Consider the following 16,366-nt stretch of genomic DNA (forward strand, 5'->3'; position numbering starts at 1 on the left):
AGAGGTGTTTCCACTTGCGTGGAATTACCTCTCTTCTTTGCTCTGCCGCATTTCTTAACGGCGAACCGGGTCCACTTCGCCGAAAAATGCTCTTGGGCCAAAAGGCTCTTACACATAGGGGGTGCGGCGCATGCGCGCAAACGTTCCCCTGAGGAGTTGTCCTAGCTCGGCTCTTAGTGTTTCCTCAAGAGAAACGTCGTCACAATGAGATACAGACGATAGCAAAAGGGGTTTGCGGGTGAGCCTCAACATGCGTCCTCTCATACGGCTTCTGGCGTCGGTCGCGCTCGTCCAGTTGTCCGTTCTCACCGTTCAGGCAACAGAATCTCCTCCCGATCAGCCCCGGCAGAACGCCCTCGAAGGCTTCGTGCCAGCCGCTCCGGTGCCGGGAGACCCGGAACTTCTCCAGGGGATCCTGAAGGCCTACCGGGACAACGATCTCCCCGAGGCCCAGATCCTCAGGACCAAGCTGACCCAGCCGGCCTCTCAGGCCCTGGTCGAATGGTTCACCATCCGCAGCGGTTTCACGATAGGCCTCGACCGGATCGTCGGCTTCCAGAAGGATTATCCGGACTGGCCGGTCACCAGCCAGCTCCGCCGACGCGGCGAGGACGCGCTGCTGGCGGAGCGCAGGCCGCCATCCCAGGTGCGCGCCTATTTCGCCAAGCAGCCTCCTGGCACTCCTGCCGGCCGGACCGCCCTCGCCTTCGCCCTGAAGGCGGACGGCGCCGACCAGGAGGCCAACGACAAGATCCGTCACGTCTGGCGCGAGGACAATTTCGGCCCGGACATGGAGAGGCGCATCCTCGACCGGTTCCCGGACCTCCTCTCCGAGGCCGATCACCGCTTCCGGATGGAGCGGCTTCTCCTGAAGGAGAACTGGGGCGGCGCGCAGCGCGCCGCAGGTTACGCGGGCAAGGATTACGGCCTGCTCGTCAAGGCGCGCATGGCGGTCTTCCAGGGCAAGAAGAAGGCCGAGAAGGCGTTCGGCGCAGTCCCGGGCTCGTTGCGTGGCGACCCTTCCTATCTCTTCTCGAAGGCCCTGCTCCAGCGCCGCAGCAACAACCTGGTCGAAGCTGCCAACATCATCATGCAGGCGCCCCGCGATCCGGAGCTGCGGGTCGATGGCGACGAATGGTGGGCCGAGCAGCGCCGGATCACCCGCGAGCTGCTCGACAAGGGCAATCCCAAGGTGGCCTATGAGGTGGCGAGCCACCATGCCGCCGAGTCGCCGGTGCAGCAGATCGAAGCCGAGTTCCATGCCGGCTGGATCGCCCTGCGGTTCCTCGACGATCCGGCGACGGCCGCCAGGCATTTCGCCACCGTCGCCAAGACCGCTTCGACACCGATCTCCATCTCCCGCGTCGCCTATTGGCAGGGCCGCGCCGCCGAGGCGGGCGGCCAGGGCCAGGACGCCAGAATCTTCTACGAGCGCGCCGCGGAGCAGCCGACGACCTATTACGGACAACTGGCCAAGGCGAAGCTGGGTCAGACCATCAGCTTGAGAAAAGTCGATCCGCTGACGGAGGAGGAGCGCAGGGCTTTCGATGCTCTCATCCCCGTGCAAGCGGTGAAACTCCTGCAGCAGCTCGACGAGCCCGATCTTGCCCTCGGCCTGTATTCCGACCTCGCCCAGACCTTGAGCGATCCGGGGCAGCTCGACGCTCTCGCCAGCATGGCGACGGCGCAACAGAACCCCCGCGCCGTGCTGTCTGTCGGCAAGATCGCTCTGCAGCGGGGCTTTCCCCTCGACCAGCATGCCTATCCCCTTGCGGCGATCCCCGATTTCCAGCCGGTCGGAGACGAGGTCGAGCCCGCCATGGTCTATGCCATCGCCCGGCAGGAAAGCGCCTTCAATCCCCGCGCCATCTCCAGCGCCGGCGCGCGCGGCCTCATGCAGCTCATGCCGGAGACGGCGAAACGGACGGCGAAGCGCTTCGGCGTCGGCTTCGACCTGAAGCGGCTGATCGAGGACCCGTCCTACAACGCCAAGATCGGCTCGGCCCATCTCGGCGAGCTGATGGAGGATTGGAAAGGATCCTACATTCTCGCTTTCGCCTCGTACAATGCCGGCGGCGGCAACGTCATCAAATGGGTCCGCTCCTACGGCGATCCCCGCAAGCCCGACGTGGACGAGGTCGATTGGGTCGAGCGGATCCCGTTTTACGAGACGCGCAACTACGTTCAGCGGGTGCTCGAGAATTTGAGGGTCTACCGGGCGCGGCTGAACGAGAAGGCCGCTCCCGCCGCCCCAGCCACGGCGGATGCGACGGGCACGAACTGATCGTGTAGAATGGGTCTCGTCAAACCCGCCGAAGCCGGATTGAGATGAGCCACTCCTACCGCGATCTGTTCGTCTCCGCAGGCGATGGCCTGCGCCTCTATGCCCGCGACTATGGCCCGGAAACGGGCGGTGGCCTGCCCGTCATATGCCTGCCGGGCCTTGCCAGAAACTCCGAGGATTTCCACGAGCTGGCCGAAGCCTTGAGCCGCGATCCCTTAACTCCTCGCCGGGTTCTGGCGCTCGATTATCGCGGGCGGGGACGCTCTGACTGGGACAAGGACTGGCATCACTACGATCTCAAGATCGAACTCGATGACTGCCTGAAGGTTCTGGCGGCGGCCGGGATCGGAAAGGCGGTCTTCGTCGGCACGTCGCGGGGTGGGCTGATCACCATGGCTCTTGGCGCCGCTCACCCCGAACTTCTTGCAGGCGCCGTTCTGAACGATATCGGACCGGTCATCGAAGCCAGGGGATTGCTGCGGATCCGCAGCTATGTCGGCAAGCTTCCGACACCGCGAACCCTCCAGGAGGGCGCCGATATCCTTCGGCGAATGTCGGGCGAGCAATTTCCCGCCTTCACGGACGAGCAGTGGCGGAGACTGGCTCGAGGGACGTGGCACGAGACGGCGGAAGGCCTCGCTCTCAGTTATGATTCCAGCCTGATCAAGACCCTCGAAGCGCTCGATCCCGAGGCGCCGCTTCCGGATCTGTGGCCGCTCTTCGAGCGCCTGAAGCCAGTCCCGCTCCTCGTGATCAGGGGCGGCATGTCCGACCTGCTGTCCGACGAAACCCTGCGCCTCATGGCGGAAAGGCATCCCGGTCTCACGGCGATCACGGTGCCGGGCCAGGGCCATGCCCCTGCGCTGGATGGCGACCTCCTTCAGACCATCGCCCGATTTGCCGCGGGCATAGACACCTGAAGTCTCTCCTGAGGATCAGTCCAGCCCAGGCTCTGTCTAGCCCAGGCCGACGATGCGCCTCGTCATGTCCATCAGACAGGAAGCGCAAACGCTGAGAAACCTTGCCCTTGGCTCATGCCACAGGCTCGGCACAAAAAGAAAACCCCGGTGTTGCCACCGGGGTCTCCTTAACAATCAGGTCAAGCCGATTAGAAGTCGCGCTGAACGCGCAGACGGCCTTCCCAGATGTTGTTGTTCACGCCGATCGGCTCCGGAGCGCTGGTGTCGATGTTGGCGTAGAGAACTTCCACGCCGATATCGAGACCGGAGACCGGCGACCAGAAGACGTTCGTGCCGAGGCGCCACTCGTTGAAGTCGAGGTCAAACGGACCAACGAAGCCAGCCGGAGGGGTGTTCGGGTATTCGACGCGAGCGTACGAACCGAAGACGTTCTGACGGATGGTGGGGGTCCAGTAGTGACGCAGACCACCGGCAACCGACCAGCCAGCGCCCGTTTCGATGTCGCCATTGACGCCGATGTAGGCGTCGGTCAGGAAGCCGCGGACCTGGCCAACCGTGACGTTCGAGCCGGCACCGAGGTAGCCGAGAGCGCCGTCAGCGTAGGTGGCAGCGATCCAGAGAGCGTCGCCGGCGCCGAGCATCGGCAGGTTGACGTAACCCGAACCGTAGATCGCCCAGCCGAGCTCTGCATCCGGATAGTCGAAGAGGCCGAGACCAACCGGAACAAGGTCAGCGCTGCGGATCTGGTGCAGAGCACCGGAGAGCTGCACGCCACCCCAGGTACCAGCGTACTTCAGGTTACCGACGAGGTCAGGAGCGGTCTGGCCGGCTTCGGTGAAGAACGGGGTCGTGCCGAAGTTCGTGCCAGCGAAGCGGCCTTCTTCAGCCGAGATCGTGGCCGAGAAGCCGTTGCCGAACGAGAAGGTGTAGGCGAACAGGTTCACGTTCGGGGCGTCCGAGAAGCGGAGCGTTCCCATGTGGCCGGTCGGCAGGTCGGCGTTGTCGAACATCGACACGACACGACCGGCGGTCAGACCACCGAACTGGATGAAGGCCTGGTCGACGTTCGGGGTCGAGGTGCTGAAGCCGTACGAACCGGTGTCACGGGTGATCTCGAAACGCACGAAGGTGCGCAGGAGGCCGTAAGCGGTCGCCGTACGAGCGTCGAGCTGGATACGGCCACGAGCACGGAAGCCGATCGAGTCGTCGAGACGGGTCTGCGGCTCGAGATAACGGAACTCGGCGCGAACACGGCCGCCGACGCGGAGGCAGGTTTCGGTGCCGGGGATGTAGAAGAAGCCTGCGCCGTAGGTGGAGCAGACGCGAACGTATTCAACAGCAGCAGCCTTCTTCGCGGGAAGGTCGGCAGCTTGAGCTCCGGCAACAGCCGCGAGACCCGCGACCGATCCGAGGAAGAGGCTCTTAGCGAGCTTCATGGTTAAACCTCCAAAGTTTCGAGACCCTGGGGGGCCGGGTTTTAGTGCCTCGATGACTTCAACGAAGCATCAAACACGTCCCTTTTCCCCTAGTACCCGGCGGCCCACCTTTTCGGTTGAACTCACCAGGATCACGACTGGGGTGCCCCCGTCGCTGCAGCCACATTATCCAGGACAGGGCCGCAAGCAACCGAATGAAGGCACAAAATGGGCAACTGCCAGGGCTTTTCATCGCCATGTTGCACAAAGGCAACGTTCAGACCTGATCCCTTTACTATTCGTTAAGAAATGGGGCTGGATTTTTATAAACCATTAAGGAACAAGGACTTCGCCGATAGGCAAGGGCGCCATCAAGTCTGCGTGAGGGCCCGCGGCGGCCATGGAATGGCCCTGGGCTGTGAATAACGCCTCGTGCAATTGGGGCACCGTCCCCTTGCCGGACGGCATGAAAAAAGGCCGGGGCGACCCCGGCCTTTCCGAATCGTCGATTGGAACGGCTTCAGGCGACCTTCGGGCCGATCACGCCGCGGCGGATCTGGTCCTCCTCGATGGATTCGAAGAGGGCCTTGAAGTTGCCCTCCCCGAATCCGTCATCGCCCTTGCGCTGGATGTATTCGAAGAAGATCGGCCCGATGGCGGTCTTGCCGAACCGCTGGAGCAGGACCTTCGTGAAGCCTCCTTCGACGACCCCCTCTCCGTCGATCAGGATGCCGTTTTTCCGCAGGCGCTCCAGAGGCTCCTCATGGCTGGGGAGGCGCTTGTCGACGCGGGAATAATAGATCTCGTTCGGCGCCGGCATGAATTCGAGACCCGTCGCGATGAGGGCCTCGATTGATTCGTAGAGTTCGTGCGAGCCCAGCGCCACATGCTGGATGCCCTCGCCCTTGTACTCCTGAAGGTACTCCTCGATCTGCCCGGTCTCGCCCGCATCCTCGTTGATCGGGATGCGGATCTTTCCGTCCGGGCTCGTCATGGCGCGGGAGTGCAGACCCGTCAGCTTTCCTTCGATGTCGAAATAGCGGATCTGGCGGAAGTTGAAGAGGCGCTCGTAGAAGGCGGCCCACTCGTTCAGGCGGCCGCGATAGACGTTGTGCGTCAGGTGATCGATGTAATAGAGGCCGACGCCCTTCGGCTTCGGGTCGGGCTCGCCCAGCCATTCGAAATCGACGTCGTAGATCGATCCCTTCGCGCCGTAGCGGTCGACAAAATAGATCTGCAGGCCTCCGATTCCCTCGATCCCGAGGATTTCGAGTTCATTCGGGCCGACCTGCGTCTCGATGGGCTTGGCGCCCATGGAAAGGGCACGGTCAAAAGCGTATTTCGCATCGGCCACCCGGAACGCCATGGCCGGCGCGGACGGGCCGTGCGCCGCCGCGAAGCGCTCGGCGAAGGAGCCGGGCTGCGCGTTTAAGATGAAGTTGATGTCGCCCTGGCGATAGAGCGTGACGTTCTTCGACCGGTGCTTCGCGACCGCGCTGAAGCCCATGACCTTGAAAAGGCGGTCCAGCGCTTGCGGTTCGGGATGGCAGTATTCCACGAACTCAAAGCCGTCGGTGCCCATGGGGTTCTCTTCCGAGATCGTGGCGGGCGGTGCGTCGTGCGGGAACGGTCCCATGGTTTTCCTCCTGTTTTGCCTCTGCGGATCGCGAGGCCATCGCTGTGGGGACAACGCACCCGGCCTTCGGGCGGATGCGGGTTTTCGTCAAACGGCGTCGGGCTGCCTCGCAGGCGCAGCATCCTGGAAGGCCTTGTGCCCGGCACAGGCGGCATCGACCGCCGCGATCTTCGGATAGGCATCGAGCGAGACTTTGAAGCGCCGTGCGTTGAAGACCTGCGGAACGAGATAGACGTCGGCGAGCGAAATCCGGGAGCCGAAGGCATAGGGTCCGGGCTCGATCAGCCTTTCGATGGCATCGAAGCCCTCATGCACCCAATGGGCGTACCATTGGTCGGCTTCAGCCTGATCGTGTCCGAGGCGCTTCTTGAGATAGGCGATCGTGCCTGAATTGTTGAGCGGATGGATATCGCAGCCGATCAGGCTGGCGATGGCCCGGACCTTGGCCCGGTTGACCGCGCCGACCGGCAGCAGGGGCGGCTCCGGATAGCACTCGTCGAGATATTCGAGGATCGCCGGCGACTGGATCAGGGTCGCGCTGCCGACATCGAGCGAGGGAACGCGGCCCTGGGGATTGACCGCGCGATAGGTTTCTTCGCGCTGTTCCCCGGTCAGCAGGTTGATCGGAATCGAGTCGTAGGCAACGCCCTTGAGGTTGAGCGCAATCCGAACGCGATAGGCCGCGGAGGAGCGGAAATAGGTATAGAGCTTCACGTCTGCGCCTCCACGCCATCCTGGGGTGCCAGCAGCCGGGCCTGCCTGGTGAGCCTGTCGATCAGGGCCGCGAGGGTCGCCTGTTCCTGCGGTGTCAGAACCGAGAGGAGGCGCTCCTCGACGGCGAGCGCTTCAGGGGCCACAGCCTCGTAGATCGCGCGGCCTTCCGGCGTGAGTGCGAGCCATTCCTCACGGCGGTCGTCGAGATTGGGCCGGCGCACAACCAGCCCCCGCTTCTCGAGCGCGGCAACGGCGCGGGAGACGGTCGATTTGTGCATCACCCCGTCCGGCGCCATGTCCCTGGCGGTCCGGTTCTCGTACTGACCAAGGGTAACGATGACCCGCCATGCCGGAATCGAAAGGCCGTAGCGATCGGCATAGATCTGAGCGAGCGCGCTCGAGGTCAGGCCCGCCAGCACGTTGATCCGATAAGGCAGGAACTGCTCCAGAACCACCAGGGGTTCGGGTGCCTGCTTCTTTGCTGCCGATCCAGTCGCCATCGTCCCGCCAATCGTTGCCTGTGCAACCAATACCACAATTCGTTGCACAGGCAACTAGATTGACATGACGCAAGGTCAAGATCCTGCCTTGGGACCTCGGCCAAACAAAAACAGCGTGGCTGGAATGGCCAGCCACGCTGTCGTTTGCTCGACTTCCTGGGATCGAAGCGGAATTCCGCCCCGGTTTATGCCCGGCCGCGGGTGCGGATCATGAAGGTGTCGAAGGCGTATTCGTTGAGCTGGAACCAGGGCAGCACGTCGGTGCGATAGGCGACCATCGAATCGTAGGCCTTCTTGAAGTCGGCGTTCTTGGCCGAGAGCTCGGCATAGAGCTCGTTGGCGGCCTTGAGCGAGGCTTCCAGGATCGCCGGGGAGAAGGTGCGCAGCTCCGCGCCGGCGCCGACCATGCGGCGCAGGGCCTGGCCGTTGACCGCGTCGTACTTGGCGAGCATCCAGTTGTTCGCGGCTTCCGTCGCCTGGGACAGGATGGCCTGGTAGTTCTTCGGCAGCTCGTTCCACTTCTGCTGGTTGACGACGAGGTGCAGCATGGCGCCGCCCTCCCACCAGCCGGGAGCGTAGTAGTATTTGGCCACTTTCAGGAAGCCGAGCTTCTCGTCGTCATAGGGACCGACGAACTCGGCCGCATCGAGGGTGCCGCGCTCGAGCGCCGGATAGACGTCGCCGGGGGCGATCTGCTGCGGCACGACGCCGAGCTTCGCCAAAACCTGACCGCCGAGTCCGCCGATGCGGAACTTCAGGCCCTTCAGGTCATCGACGCTGTTGATCTCCTTCCGGAAGAAGCCGCCCATCTGGGCGCCGGAATTGCCGCAGACGAAGGAGGTGCAGTTATACCGCGCCATCACCTCGTTGATGATCTCCTTGCCGCCGGCGAAGTGCCACCAGGAATGGAGCTGGCGCGCATTGAGGCTGAACGGCAGACCCGTGCCCATGCCGAGCGCCGGCTCCTTGCCGATGTAGTAGTAGAGCGGGGTATGGGCGCATTCGACCACCCCGTTCTGGACCGCATCCATGGCCTGCAGACCGCCGACGATCTCGCCGGGAGCGAAGACCTGAATCTGGAACTTTCCGTCGGTCGCATCCGCCATGTACTTGGCGAAGGTCTGTGCGGTGCCGAAGATCGTGTCGAGGTTTTTCGGGAAGCTCGAGGTCAGGCGCCAGCGGATTTCCGGCTGCGTCTGTGCGATGGCCGGCATGGCCACCGTTCCGGCTGCAGCGGCAAGCCCTGCCCCTTTCAGAAAGTTTCTTCTCTTCATCGTCGTCATTGGCGTTTCCCCGGAAAGCATTCTGTTGCAAGTTGAGTGGACCATAACAACCCGGTCGGTGACAATGAAGCTCTCCTCCCTGAACCAAGGCCGTGACGGCCGCCTCGTCATCGTCTCGAAAGACCTGACCCGCGCGACTGACGCTTTTTTCATTGTTCCGACGCTTCAGCAAGCCCTGGACAATTGGGAAAAAGTCGAGCCTCAACTGCGCGATCTGGCAGGGCAGCTCGAACATGGCTCCGTCCCCGCCTTCCGCTTCCACGAGCACGATTGCGCCTCTCCCCTGCCCCGGGCCTATCAATGGGCGGACGGCTCGGCCTATGTGAACCATGTTGAGCTGGTGCGCAAAGCGCGCGGCGCCGAGATGCCTGCCTCCTTCTGGACCGATCCGCTCATGTATCAGGGCGGCTCCGATTCCTTCCTCGGTCCGCGAGACGAGATCCTGGCCGTCGACGAAGGACATGGGATCGACCTCGAGGCGGAAGTGGCGGTGATCACAGGCGACGTGCCGATGGGCGCGAGCCGGGAACAAGCCGCTGCAGCCATCCGCCTGATCGTGCTGGTCAACGACGTCTCGCTCAGAAACCTGATTCCGGCGGAGCTCGCCAAAGGCTTCGGCTTCTTCCAGTCCAAGCCCTCCTCCACGCTCTCGCCCGTGGCGGTCACGCCCGACGAGCTGGGCGAGGCCTGGGACGGCGGCAAGCTCCACCTGCCCCTCCTCACCAGCCTCAACGGCAAGCCCTTCGGCAAGCCGAATGCGGGCGTCGACATGACCTTCGACTTCCCGACCCTGATTGCCCATGCCGCCAAGACGAGACCTCTCGGCGCCGGCGCGATCATCGGCTCGGGCACGGTCTCCAACAAGGATCGGGACGGCGGCCCGGGCAAGCCGATCGCCGATGGAGGCCTCGGCTATTCCTGCCTCGCGGAACTGCGGACCGTGGAGACGATCCTGCACGGCGAAGCCAGGACGCCGTTCCTGCGCTTCGGCGATACGGTGCGCGTCGAGATGAAGGACAAGCAGGGCCACTCGATCTTCGGCGCCATCGAGCAGGAGGTCAAAGCCTATCGCGGCGAGGCTTGACTTTGCTGCGCATCGATCGCGTGCAGCTCGCGATTCCGGAACTGGAAGACCGAACAAACTGCAAAAGGCCGCCGGAGGATGTCCGGCGGCCTGAATCGATGCGCTTACATGGCGCGGGCCGTACCGCCGCCGAGCGCCTGGACGTGCTCTAGGTGCATTTCCAGAGTGGGAAGAGTCGCGCCGGCGAACTGGGCAAGCTGCGGCACGTCCCCGTTCTGCGAGTAGGACGTGAACAAGGCCACTGCCTCCTGATGCGCCATGAGCTGGGCGTTCACGTAGGCCGCGTCGAAGTCGGGTGCGGCCTGAACCGTCGCCAGAATCTGCTGGTGCTTCGCATTCATCGCCGGCGGCGACGTCGGCACGCCGGCACGGCGAACCGTTGACGTCATGCGCCGGCCAGCGGCGTTGTGGTCGCGGATCATCTGCTGGGCGAAGCGGCGAACCTCGGGGTCGCGCGAGCGCTGCAGGGCCAGGCGGCTCGACTCGATCTCGAACAGGTTCGAGGACGTCGCCGTCGGCACGAACTCCGCTGCGCTCGTGACGGCAACAGGGGCAGGAGCGGGAGCCGTGGCCATCGGCGTCATGCAGCCGGCAACGCCAAGCGCCAAGGCGCTCGAAACAAACAATACCTTGAAGTTCATTACAGAAGTCCTTCCTTCGCCCGATCCTAAGGCCGAGCCGACGGCCCCCAACGATGGGGCCTCGTCCTATGTTCCTGGGTGCCGGATTTTTTCCGCGGCGAAGCTGCAACCGCTTGAGAACGGGCTCCGCGGTGGGCGATTTCGCCATGCGCCCTAGTTAGGTTCTGCGATGGAGATGGAGCGCCTCATGGATGACCATGTCTACAAGATCGTGGAACTCGTCGGATCCTCGGAAACCAGCATCGAGGACGCGATTCAGACCGCCGTTCGACGGGCGAACCATACTTTGAGGAATCTGCGTTGGTTCGAGGTGATCCAGACCCGCGGCCATATCGAGGACGGCGAGGTGCGCCACTACCAGGTGGTGATCAAGGCTGGCTTCACGCTCGAAGGCGAGTAGCCGAGACTGGAGCGCGGTCACGGCGCTCAGAGCGGGATGACGCCAGGCCTTGCTCATTCGGTCCGTGCGGCCATGCAAATGCCCGGTTCCACCTGTTAGGTTTCCCGATCTTGTTGAAGCGGCGTGTGTCCTGCGCCCTTTTTCCGAGCGCTGCTGAGAACACGCCCTCATGGAGGTAACGCCATGGCTGACGGGTTGTGCGACATCTGCGGAGTGAGGCCTGCAACCGTTCGGGCACAGGTCGTCAGCAACGGCCAGCGCCAGACGATGGAGCTGTGCGATTACGACTACCGGCGCCTGACCCGGCAGCAGCGATCGAGCTCGCCGCTGGAATCGCTCTTCGGCCAGCGCGACAGCCTGTTCGACGATTTCTTCAACGACGATTTCTTCGGCGGCCGCGGCGGCCGGCGGGACGCCCTCGACGAGCGTTCGGTCAGCGATATGCCCCCTGCGAATGCGGCCCGAAGCGCTGGCAGCCGGAGGCCCGCGGCCGGCGGTGCGGAGCGCCTCTCGGAACACGTGGAGGAAATCCTCCAGGCAGCCGCCCGGCGGGCCGCCGATTTCGGCCGCAGGGAGGTCGACACCGAGCACCTGTTGCTTGCTCTGACGGAGAGCGATGTCATCCGCACCATTCTCGACCAGTTCAAGGTCTCCCTCGACGACCTGCGCAACCAGATCGTTCAGGAGAGCCCGCGCGGCGATGCCGAGCCGCAGGAAGGCGGCGAGATCGGCGTGTCGCCCCGGGTGAAGGACGCGCTCTCCCGCGCCTTCCGAGCCTCGGCGGAACTCGGTCATTCCTATGTCGGGCCCGAGCACCTGCTTATCGGCCTTGCCGAGGAGGGCGAAGGCCTCGCCGCCGACATGCTGCGCCGCTACGGCCTGACCCCGCAGGCCATCCGCCAGCAGGTCACCAAGGTCGTCGGCCGAGGCGCTGAAGGCGGCAGCGTCGACGCGCCGACCAACACGCCCAATCTCGACAAGTACTCACGCGACCTGACCAAGCTCGCCCGCGAAGGCAAGCTCGATCCGGTGATCGGCCGGGCTCAGGAGATCGAGACCACCATCGAGGTGCTGGCCCGGCGCAAGAAGAACAACCCGGTGCTGATCGGCGAGCCCGGCGTCGGCAAGACAGCCATCGTCGAGGGGCTTGCCCAGCGCATCGTCGGCGGCGAGGTGCCGGAAGGCCTGCGCGAGAAGCGCCTCGTCGAACTCTCGATCAATTCCATGGTCGCCGGCTCCAAGTACCGCGGCGAGTTCGAGGAGCGCGTGCAGCAGATCCTCAAGGAGGTCACAGAGCGCGAGGACGAGCTGATCCTGTTCATCGACGAGCTCCACACCATCGTCGGCGCAGGCCAGGGCGGTGGCGAAGGCGGGCTCGACATCGCCAACGTCTTCAAGCCGGCGCTCGCCCGCGGCGAGCTCAACCTGATCGGCGCGACGACCCTCAACGAATACCAGAAGCACATCGAGAAGGATGCGGCGCTCGAACGCCGCTTCCAGCCGGTCTTCGTGCCGGAGCCGACCATCGCTCAGACCATCATGATCCTGCGCGGCCTGCGCGACACCCTTGAGGCGCACCACAAGGTCGCGATCACGGACGATGCCATCGTCTCAGCGGCAGAGCTCTCGGACCGCTACATCACGGGACGCTTCCTGCCCGACAAGGCCATCGACCTGATCGATCAGGCGGCAGCACGCGTGAAGCTCTCGGCCACCGCGCGGCCGGTCGAGGTGCAGGAACTCGAAGCCGAAGTGCGCCAGCTCAAGCGCGAGCAGGATTATGCCGCCTCGCGCAAGCAGTTCGACCGCGCGTCGCAGCTCCAGGCCCAGCACGACGCCCGCGACAAGGAACTGCAGGAGGCAACCGAGCGCTGGCGCCGCGGGCGCGGATCGGCTTCAGCGGAAGTGCGCACGGAGCATATCGCGCAGGTGGTCTCGAAGCTCACCGGCGTGCCCGTCAACGAACTCACGACGGAAGAACGCCAGCGCCTCGTGAAGATGGAGGAGCGCCTGCACAAGCGCGTGATCGGCCAGGAGGAGGCGGTGAGAGCGGTCAGCGATGCGGTGCGCCTGGCGCGGGCCGGCCTTAGGGAGGGACGCCGCCCCATCGCGACCTTCCTGTTTCTCGGCCCCACCGGCGTAGGCAAGACCGAACTCGCGAAGGCGCTCGCGGAAACCGTCTTCGGCGACGAGGACGCCATGATCCGCCTCGACATGTCGGAATACATGGAGCGCCACGCAGTCGCCCGCCTCATCGGCGCGCCGCCCGGCTATGTCGGCTACGATGAGGGCGGACAGCTCACCGAGCGGGTGCGGCGCCGGCCCTATTCCGTCGTGCTGTTCGACGAGATCGAGAAGGCGCATCCGGACGTCTACAACGTGCTGCTCCAGGTCTTCGACGACGGGCGCCTCACCGACGGCAAGGGTCGTGTGGTCGATTTCACCAACACGGTCCTCATCGCCACATCGAATCTCGGCTCGGACATCATCCAGCGCCACCTCAACCTGCGTGGTACGGGCGAAGACGATCAGACCAAGCTCAAGCGCGAGCTGATGGAGGTGCTGCGCAGCCATTTCCGGCCCGAATTCCTCAACCGCATCGACGAGATCATTGTCTTCCATGCGCTGACGCGAAACGAGATCCGCTCCATCGTCGAGCTGCAGCTGGAACGGGTGAAGCGCACCGCCCATGCGCAGGGCGTCGAGCTCGATATCGACATGAGCCTCGTGGACCATCTCGCAGCAGCCGGCTTCCGTCCGGAATTCGGTGCCCGCGAGCTGCGGCGCCTGATCCGCTCGGAACTCGAAACGCAGCTCGCCCGCGCGATGCTCTCCGACGAGGTGCACGAGGGCGATCGGGTGCGCGTGCGCTGGGACGGCGAACGGCAGAAGGTCGTTCTGGAACCCCAGGCGAAGCCGGAGACCGCAGAGCAGGCCACTCCAAAGAAAGCGGACAAGCAGCGGAACGCCGTGGAGGTGGAGCGGGAGACCGGCAAAGAGACAGGCGACCGAAGTCAATCAGCGGCTGAATAGGTTCGCTTATCAACGCCGCGGCGCTTGTCCCTCTCCGGGTTAGGAGAGGGTCGGGGTGAGGGTATCATGTGAGGTTATCTCGACGTCATCACCTCCCCGGACTTGATCCGGGGATCGGTGCCGGTGATCCCGATTAATAAAAGCGCTGCGCTTTTCGGTATCGGGAGGGCCGGCACGAGCCCGGCCATGACGGGCAAGTCACCACACCGCATCACCGCTGCCCCTCTCCCACCCGGGAGAGGGGATACACGGTCGCAGTCCTCCGACTTTCCGCCCGCCGGTTGCACCGTCGGCCCATCTCGTACGACACTCGGCCCGCGAAGCTGGGCGGCAAGCGCATCCTGCGCCATGTCGATCAGCCGATTGGAACAGCCGGTCATGAAGGAAATCCTCATCGCGGGTCTGTCTTTCTTCTGTCTGACGGCGGCCGGGATCGGCGCCATGGTGATGCATGGCCGGCTCCCTGAGAAGCACCTTCAGGAGGACACCAATGCGACCGTCCGGCTGGTCGCCAACATCTTCGTCGTCATGACGTCCCTCGTTCTCGGCCTGATGATGAACTCGGCCAGGAACACCTACGAATCCATCGATCACAACATCCACACGTTCGCCACCGACCTCGTTCTCCTCGATCGCGCCGTGCGCGCCCTCGGTCCGGATGGCGAGGAGACCCGCCGCCGTCTGGTCGCCTATGTGCAGCGGGCCGTTGGCGACATGCCCGTCGTCGAAAGCGACCGGAGCGCGGAGCTCCTGCTCGACGAGGTCGGGACCACGTTGCGGGCGATCAAGCCGGCCGACGATCAGAAGGCGGCGATCTGGAACGATGCCCGCCAGATCTACCGCGAGGTCGTGCATCAGCGCTGGATCATCGTCGAGCAATCGGAGGGCGCGCTTCCGATGCCGCTCGTCGGGCTGGTGATCGCGTGGCTGATCGTGATCTTTGCGAGCTTCGGTTATCGTGCGCCGAAAAATGCGGTCGTCACCACGACATTGGTGGTCGCCGCATTACTCATGGCGGGGTCGATCTATCTCATGCTCGACATGGACGTGCCCTCTTCGGGCCTGATACAGGCGTCGAACCGGTCCCTGCAGCGCGTCCTTGCGGATCTGCAGCAATGAGCCGGCCCGACGCCCCAAAGCGCTTTTCGGCGAAGTGGATCCGGTTCGCCGCCAAAAAGCGCGGCAACAAAAGATAGTGAACTATTTCACTTCCGCCTCGTAGATGTAGAGCGTGGACTTGTCGTCCTCTGGCATGAAGTAGCCGCGGATGCCTGCATCGCTCGCTTCCATCCAGACCGGGTTGTGGGTCATGTCCATTCCGGCTGCGCTCCAGAGCAGAACCGGCGTCTGGAAGATCGGGCGGCCGTCGGTGAGGTTGATGAGATCGAGCCCGCCGAGGCGGAACGGGGCGGCTTCCGGCGTCACCCGCATCTCGGTCACGCCGGAGCACAGCATGCGGCTCTTGCCGGCATATTTGCAGTCCTGATAATCGAGATAATGCGACGTGTTGAGCGTGCGCAGCTTCTCGGGCGTTTCGCTGGCATTCGTGGGTTTCGCATTCGCGTCGAGCGGCCAGCGGTAGAACCGGCGCGAGCCCCAGCTCACCCCGTGCAGGGACTTCTCGTCGGGATTGTAGACCACGCCGCCGACATGGTCGGCGAAGCGGAACATCTCTTCCGCCTTCATGGTTTCAGGGTCGACGCGATAGACGATGGCGCGGCTGTTCGGCCGGTACTCGGCCACAGGCACCCAGATGTATTTCCCGTCGTAATCGATGCCGCCCGGATGATAGATCGACCCCTCCCCGAGGGTGATGTCGGCGATCAGGTTGCCCTTCATGTCGATCTTGAAGAGATGCCCGACGCCCGCGCCCGTGTCGCGATCGTAGCCGTCCACCGGCTGCGGAAACCGCTTGGTCGGCTGCTGGATCTCGACCGAGGACACGAACAGCGTATCGCCGATCTTCACCATGCCCTGCGGGTGATGGGTGAGGAAGTTGATCGGAACGGCGGAGACGGGCTTCCACTGCGTGGAGCGCGAAAGCTTCGTCACGCGCTCCGCCAGCGCATCCCGGTCGGGTTCCGCAGCCTGAAGCGTCGCGGGCAAGGCTCCGAGGCAGAGCATCGTCAGAACAGTCGTCAGGCAACGTCTCGAAAGGCAATCCATCGCGTTCCTCCTTCAATGACGAACCGCTACTTGTTCCGGGCATCGGATCGTTCCCGAAAGTGCCTTCCACTTTTGGGTCCGATGCTCTTAGCGAGCGGGTGATGTCATTTTAGTGAAGTGAACGATCCTGTCAGCCTCCCAATCACGTCATCACCTCCCCGGACCTGATCCGGAGATCGGTGCCGGTGATTCCGATAGATTGAAGCGCCGCGCTTCACCGATCGGGATGGCCGGGACACGCCCGGCCATGACGTGGAGAGGTCATGAAGCGTCGTCGAGCATATCGTGCG

At 63.9% G+C, this 16,366-nt stretch carries 13 protein-coding genes; 6 read left to right on the forward strand and 7 right to left on the reverse strand.

The window, feature by feature from the left end; translation table 11 throughout:
* Positions 1–250: 250 nt before the first annotated feature.
* Together JKL46_RS00855 and JKL46_RS00860 are read left to right on the forward strand one after the other, a co-directional pair.
* Complete coding sequence (locus JKL46_RS00855) at positions 251–2,284, forward strand: lytic transglycosylase domain-containing protein (RefSeq protein WP_201829308.1); 2,034 nt, start codon at positions 251–253, stop codon at positions 2,282–2,284.
* Between the two features lie 44 nt (positions 2,285–2,328).
* Entirely contained in the window at positions 2,329–3,204 is an 876-nt protein-coding gene (locus tag JKL46_RS00860) for an alpha/beta fold hydrolase (RefSeq protein ID WP_201829310.1), read from the forward strand.
* A 188-nt stretch (positions 3,205–3,392) separates the two neighbouring features.
* On the opposite strand, the gene JKL46_RS00865 is transcribed toward JKL46_RS00860, so the two are convergent.
* The 5 genes from JKL46_RS00865 to JKL46_RS00885 all read right to left on the reverse strand — a co-directional run bounded on the left by JKL46_RS00865 (position 3,393) and on the right by JKL46_RS00885 (position 8,743).
* Positions 3,393–4,640 (reverse strand): porin, encoded by a 1,248-nt coding sequence (locus JKL46_RS00865; protein WP_201829312.1) that lies wholly within the window; start codon positions 4,638–4,640, stop codon positions 3,393–3,395.
* A 499-nt stretch (positions 4,641–5,139) separates the two neighbouring features.
* Entirely contained in the window at positions 5,140–6,255 is a 1,116-nt protein-coding gene (gene hppD, locus JKL46_RS00870) for a 4-hydroxyphenylpyruvate dioxygenase (RefSeq protein WP_201829314.1), read from the reverse strand.
* 87 nt (positions 6,256–6,342) lie between these two features.
* Positions 6,343–6,969, reverse strand: a complete 627-nt coding sequence (gene maiA / locus JKL46_RS00875) for a maleylacetoacetate isomerase (RefSeq protein ID WP_201829316.1) — start codon at positions 6,967–6,969, stop codon at positions 6,343–6,345.
* Positions 6,966–7,469, reverse strand: a complete 504-nt coding sequence (locus JKL46_RS00880) for a MarR family winged helix-turn-helix transcriptional regulator (protein WP_201829318.1) — start codon at positions 7,467–7,469, stop codon at positions 6,966–6,968. Before JKL46_RS00880 ends, maiA begins: the two co-directional genes overlap by 4 nt.
* A gap of 185 nt (positions 7,470–7,654) precedes the next feature.
* Complete coding sequence (locus JKL46_RS00885) at positions 7,655–8,743, reverse strand: TRAP transporter substrate-binding protein (protein ID WP_201829744.1); 1,089 nt, start codon at positions 8,741–8,743, stop codon at positions 7,655–7,657.
* A 73-nt stretch (positions 8,744–8,816) separates the two neighbouring features.
* On the opposite strand from JKL46_RS00885, the gene JKL46_RS00890 reads away from it, so the two are divergent.
* Positions 8,817–9,836 (forward strand): fumarylacetoacetate hydrolase family protein, encoded by a 1,020-nt coding sequence (locus tag JKL46_RS00890; RefSeq protein WP_201829321.1) that lies wholly within the window; start codon positions 8,817–8,819, stop codon positions 9,834–9,836.
* A gap of 104 nt (positions 9,837–9,940) precedes the next feature.
* Here the strand turns inward: JKL46_RS00890 and JKL46_RS00895 are convergent, their stop codons facing one another.
* Positions 9,941–10,477: a DUF4142 domain-containing protein gene (locus JKL46_RS00895; protein ID WP_201829323.1), complete on the reverse strand. Its 537-nt coding sequence runs from the start codon at positions 10,475–10,477 to the stop codon at positions 9,941–9,943.
* A gap of 187 nt (positions 10,478–10,664) precedes the next feature.
* Between JKL46_RS00895 and JKL46_RS00900 the strand changes: the two genes are divergently transcribed.
* The 3 genes from JKL46_RS00900 to JKL46_RS00910 all read left to right on the forward strand — a co-directional run bounded on the left by JKL46_RS00900 (position 10,665) and on the right by JKL46_RS00910 (position 15,029).
* Complete coding sequence (locus tag JKL46_RS00900; protein WP_201829325.1) at positions 10,665–10,877, forward strand: dodecin; 213 nt, start codon at positions 10,665–10,667, stop codon at positions 10,875–10,877.
* 183 nt (positions 10,878–11,060) lie between these two features.
* Positions 11,061–13,910, forward strand: coding sequence for an ATP-dependent Clp protease ATP-binding subunit (locus JKL46_RS00905; RefSeq protein WP_201829327.1), 2,850 nt, complete (start codon positions 11,061–11,063; stop codon positions 13,908–13,910).
* Positions 13,911–14,288: 378 nt separating this feature from the next.
* Positions 14,289–15,029 carry a bestrophin-like domain gene (locus tag JKL46_RS00910; RefSeq protein WP_201829329.1) on the forward strand — a complete coding sequence of 247 codons (741 nt, stop codon included), beginning with the start codon at positions 14,289–14,291 and terminating at the stop codon, positions 15,027–15,029.
* Positions 15,030–15,110: 81 nt separating this feature from the next.
* On the opposite strand, the gene JKL46_RS00915 is transcribed toward JKL46_RS00910, so the two are convergent.
* Positions 15,111–16,076 (reverse strand): DUF6454 family protein, encoded by a 966-nt coding sequence (locus tag JKL46_RS00915; RefSeq protein ID WP_201829331.1) that lies wholly within the window; start codon positions 16,074–16,076, stop codon positions 15,111–15,113.
* Between the last annotated feature and the right edge of the window lie 290 nt (positions 16,077–16,366).

The sequence above is a fragment of the Microvirga zambiensis WSM3693 genome (assembly GCF_016735695.1).
Taxonomy (GTDB): Bacteria; Pseudomonadota; Alphaproteobacteria; order Rhizobiales; family Beijerinckiaceae; genus Microvirga; species Microvirga zambiensis.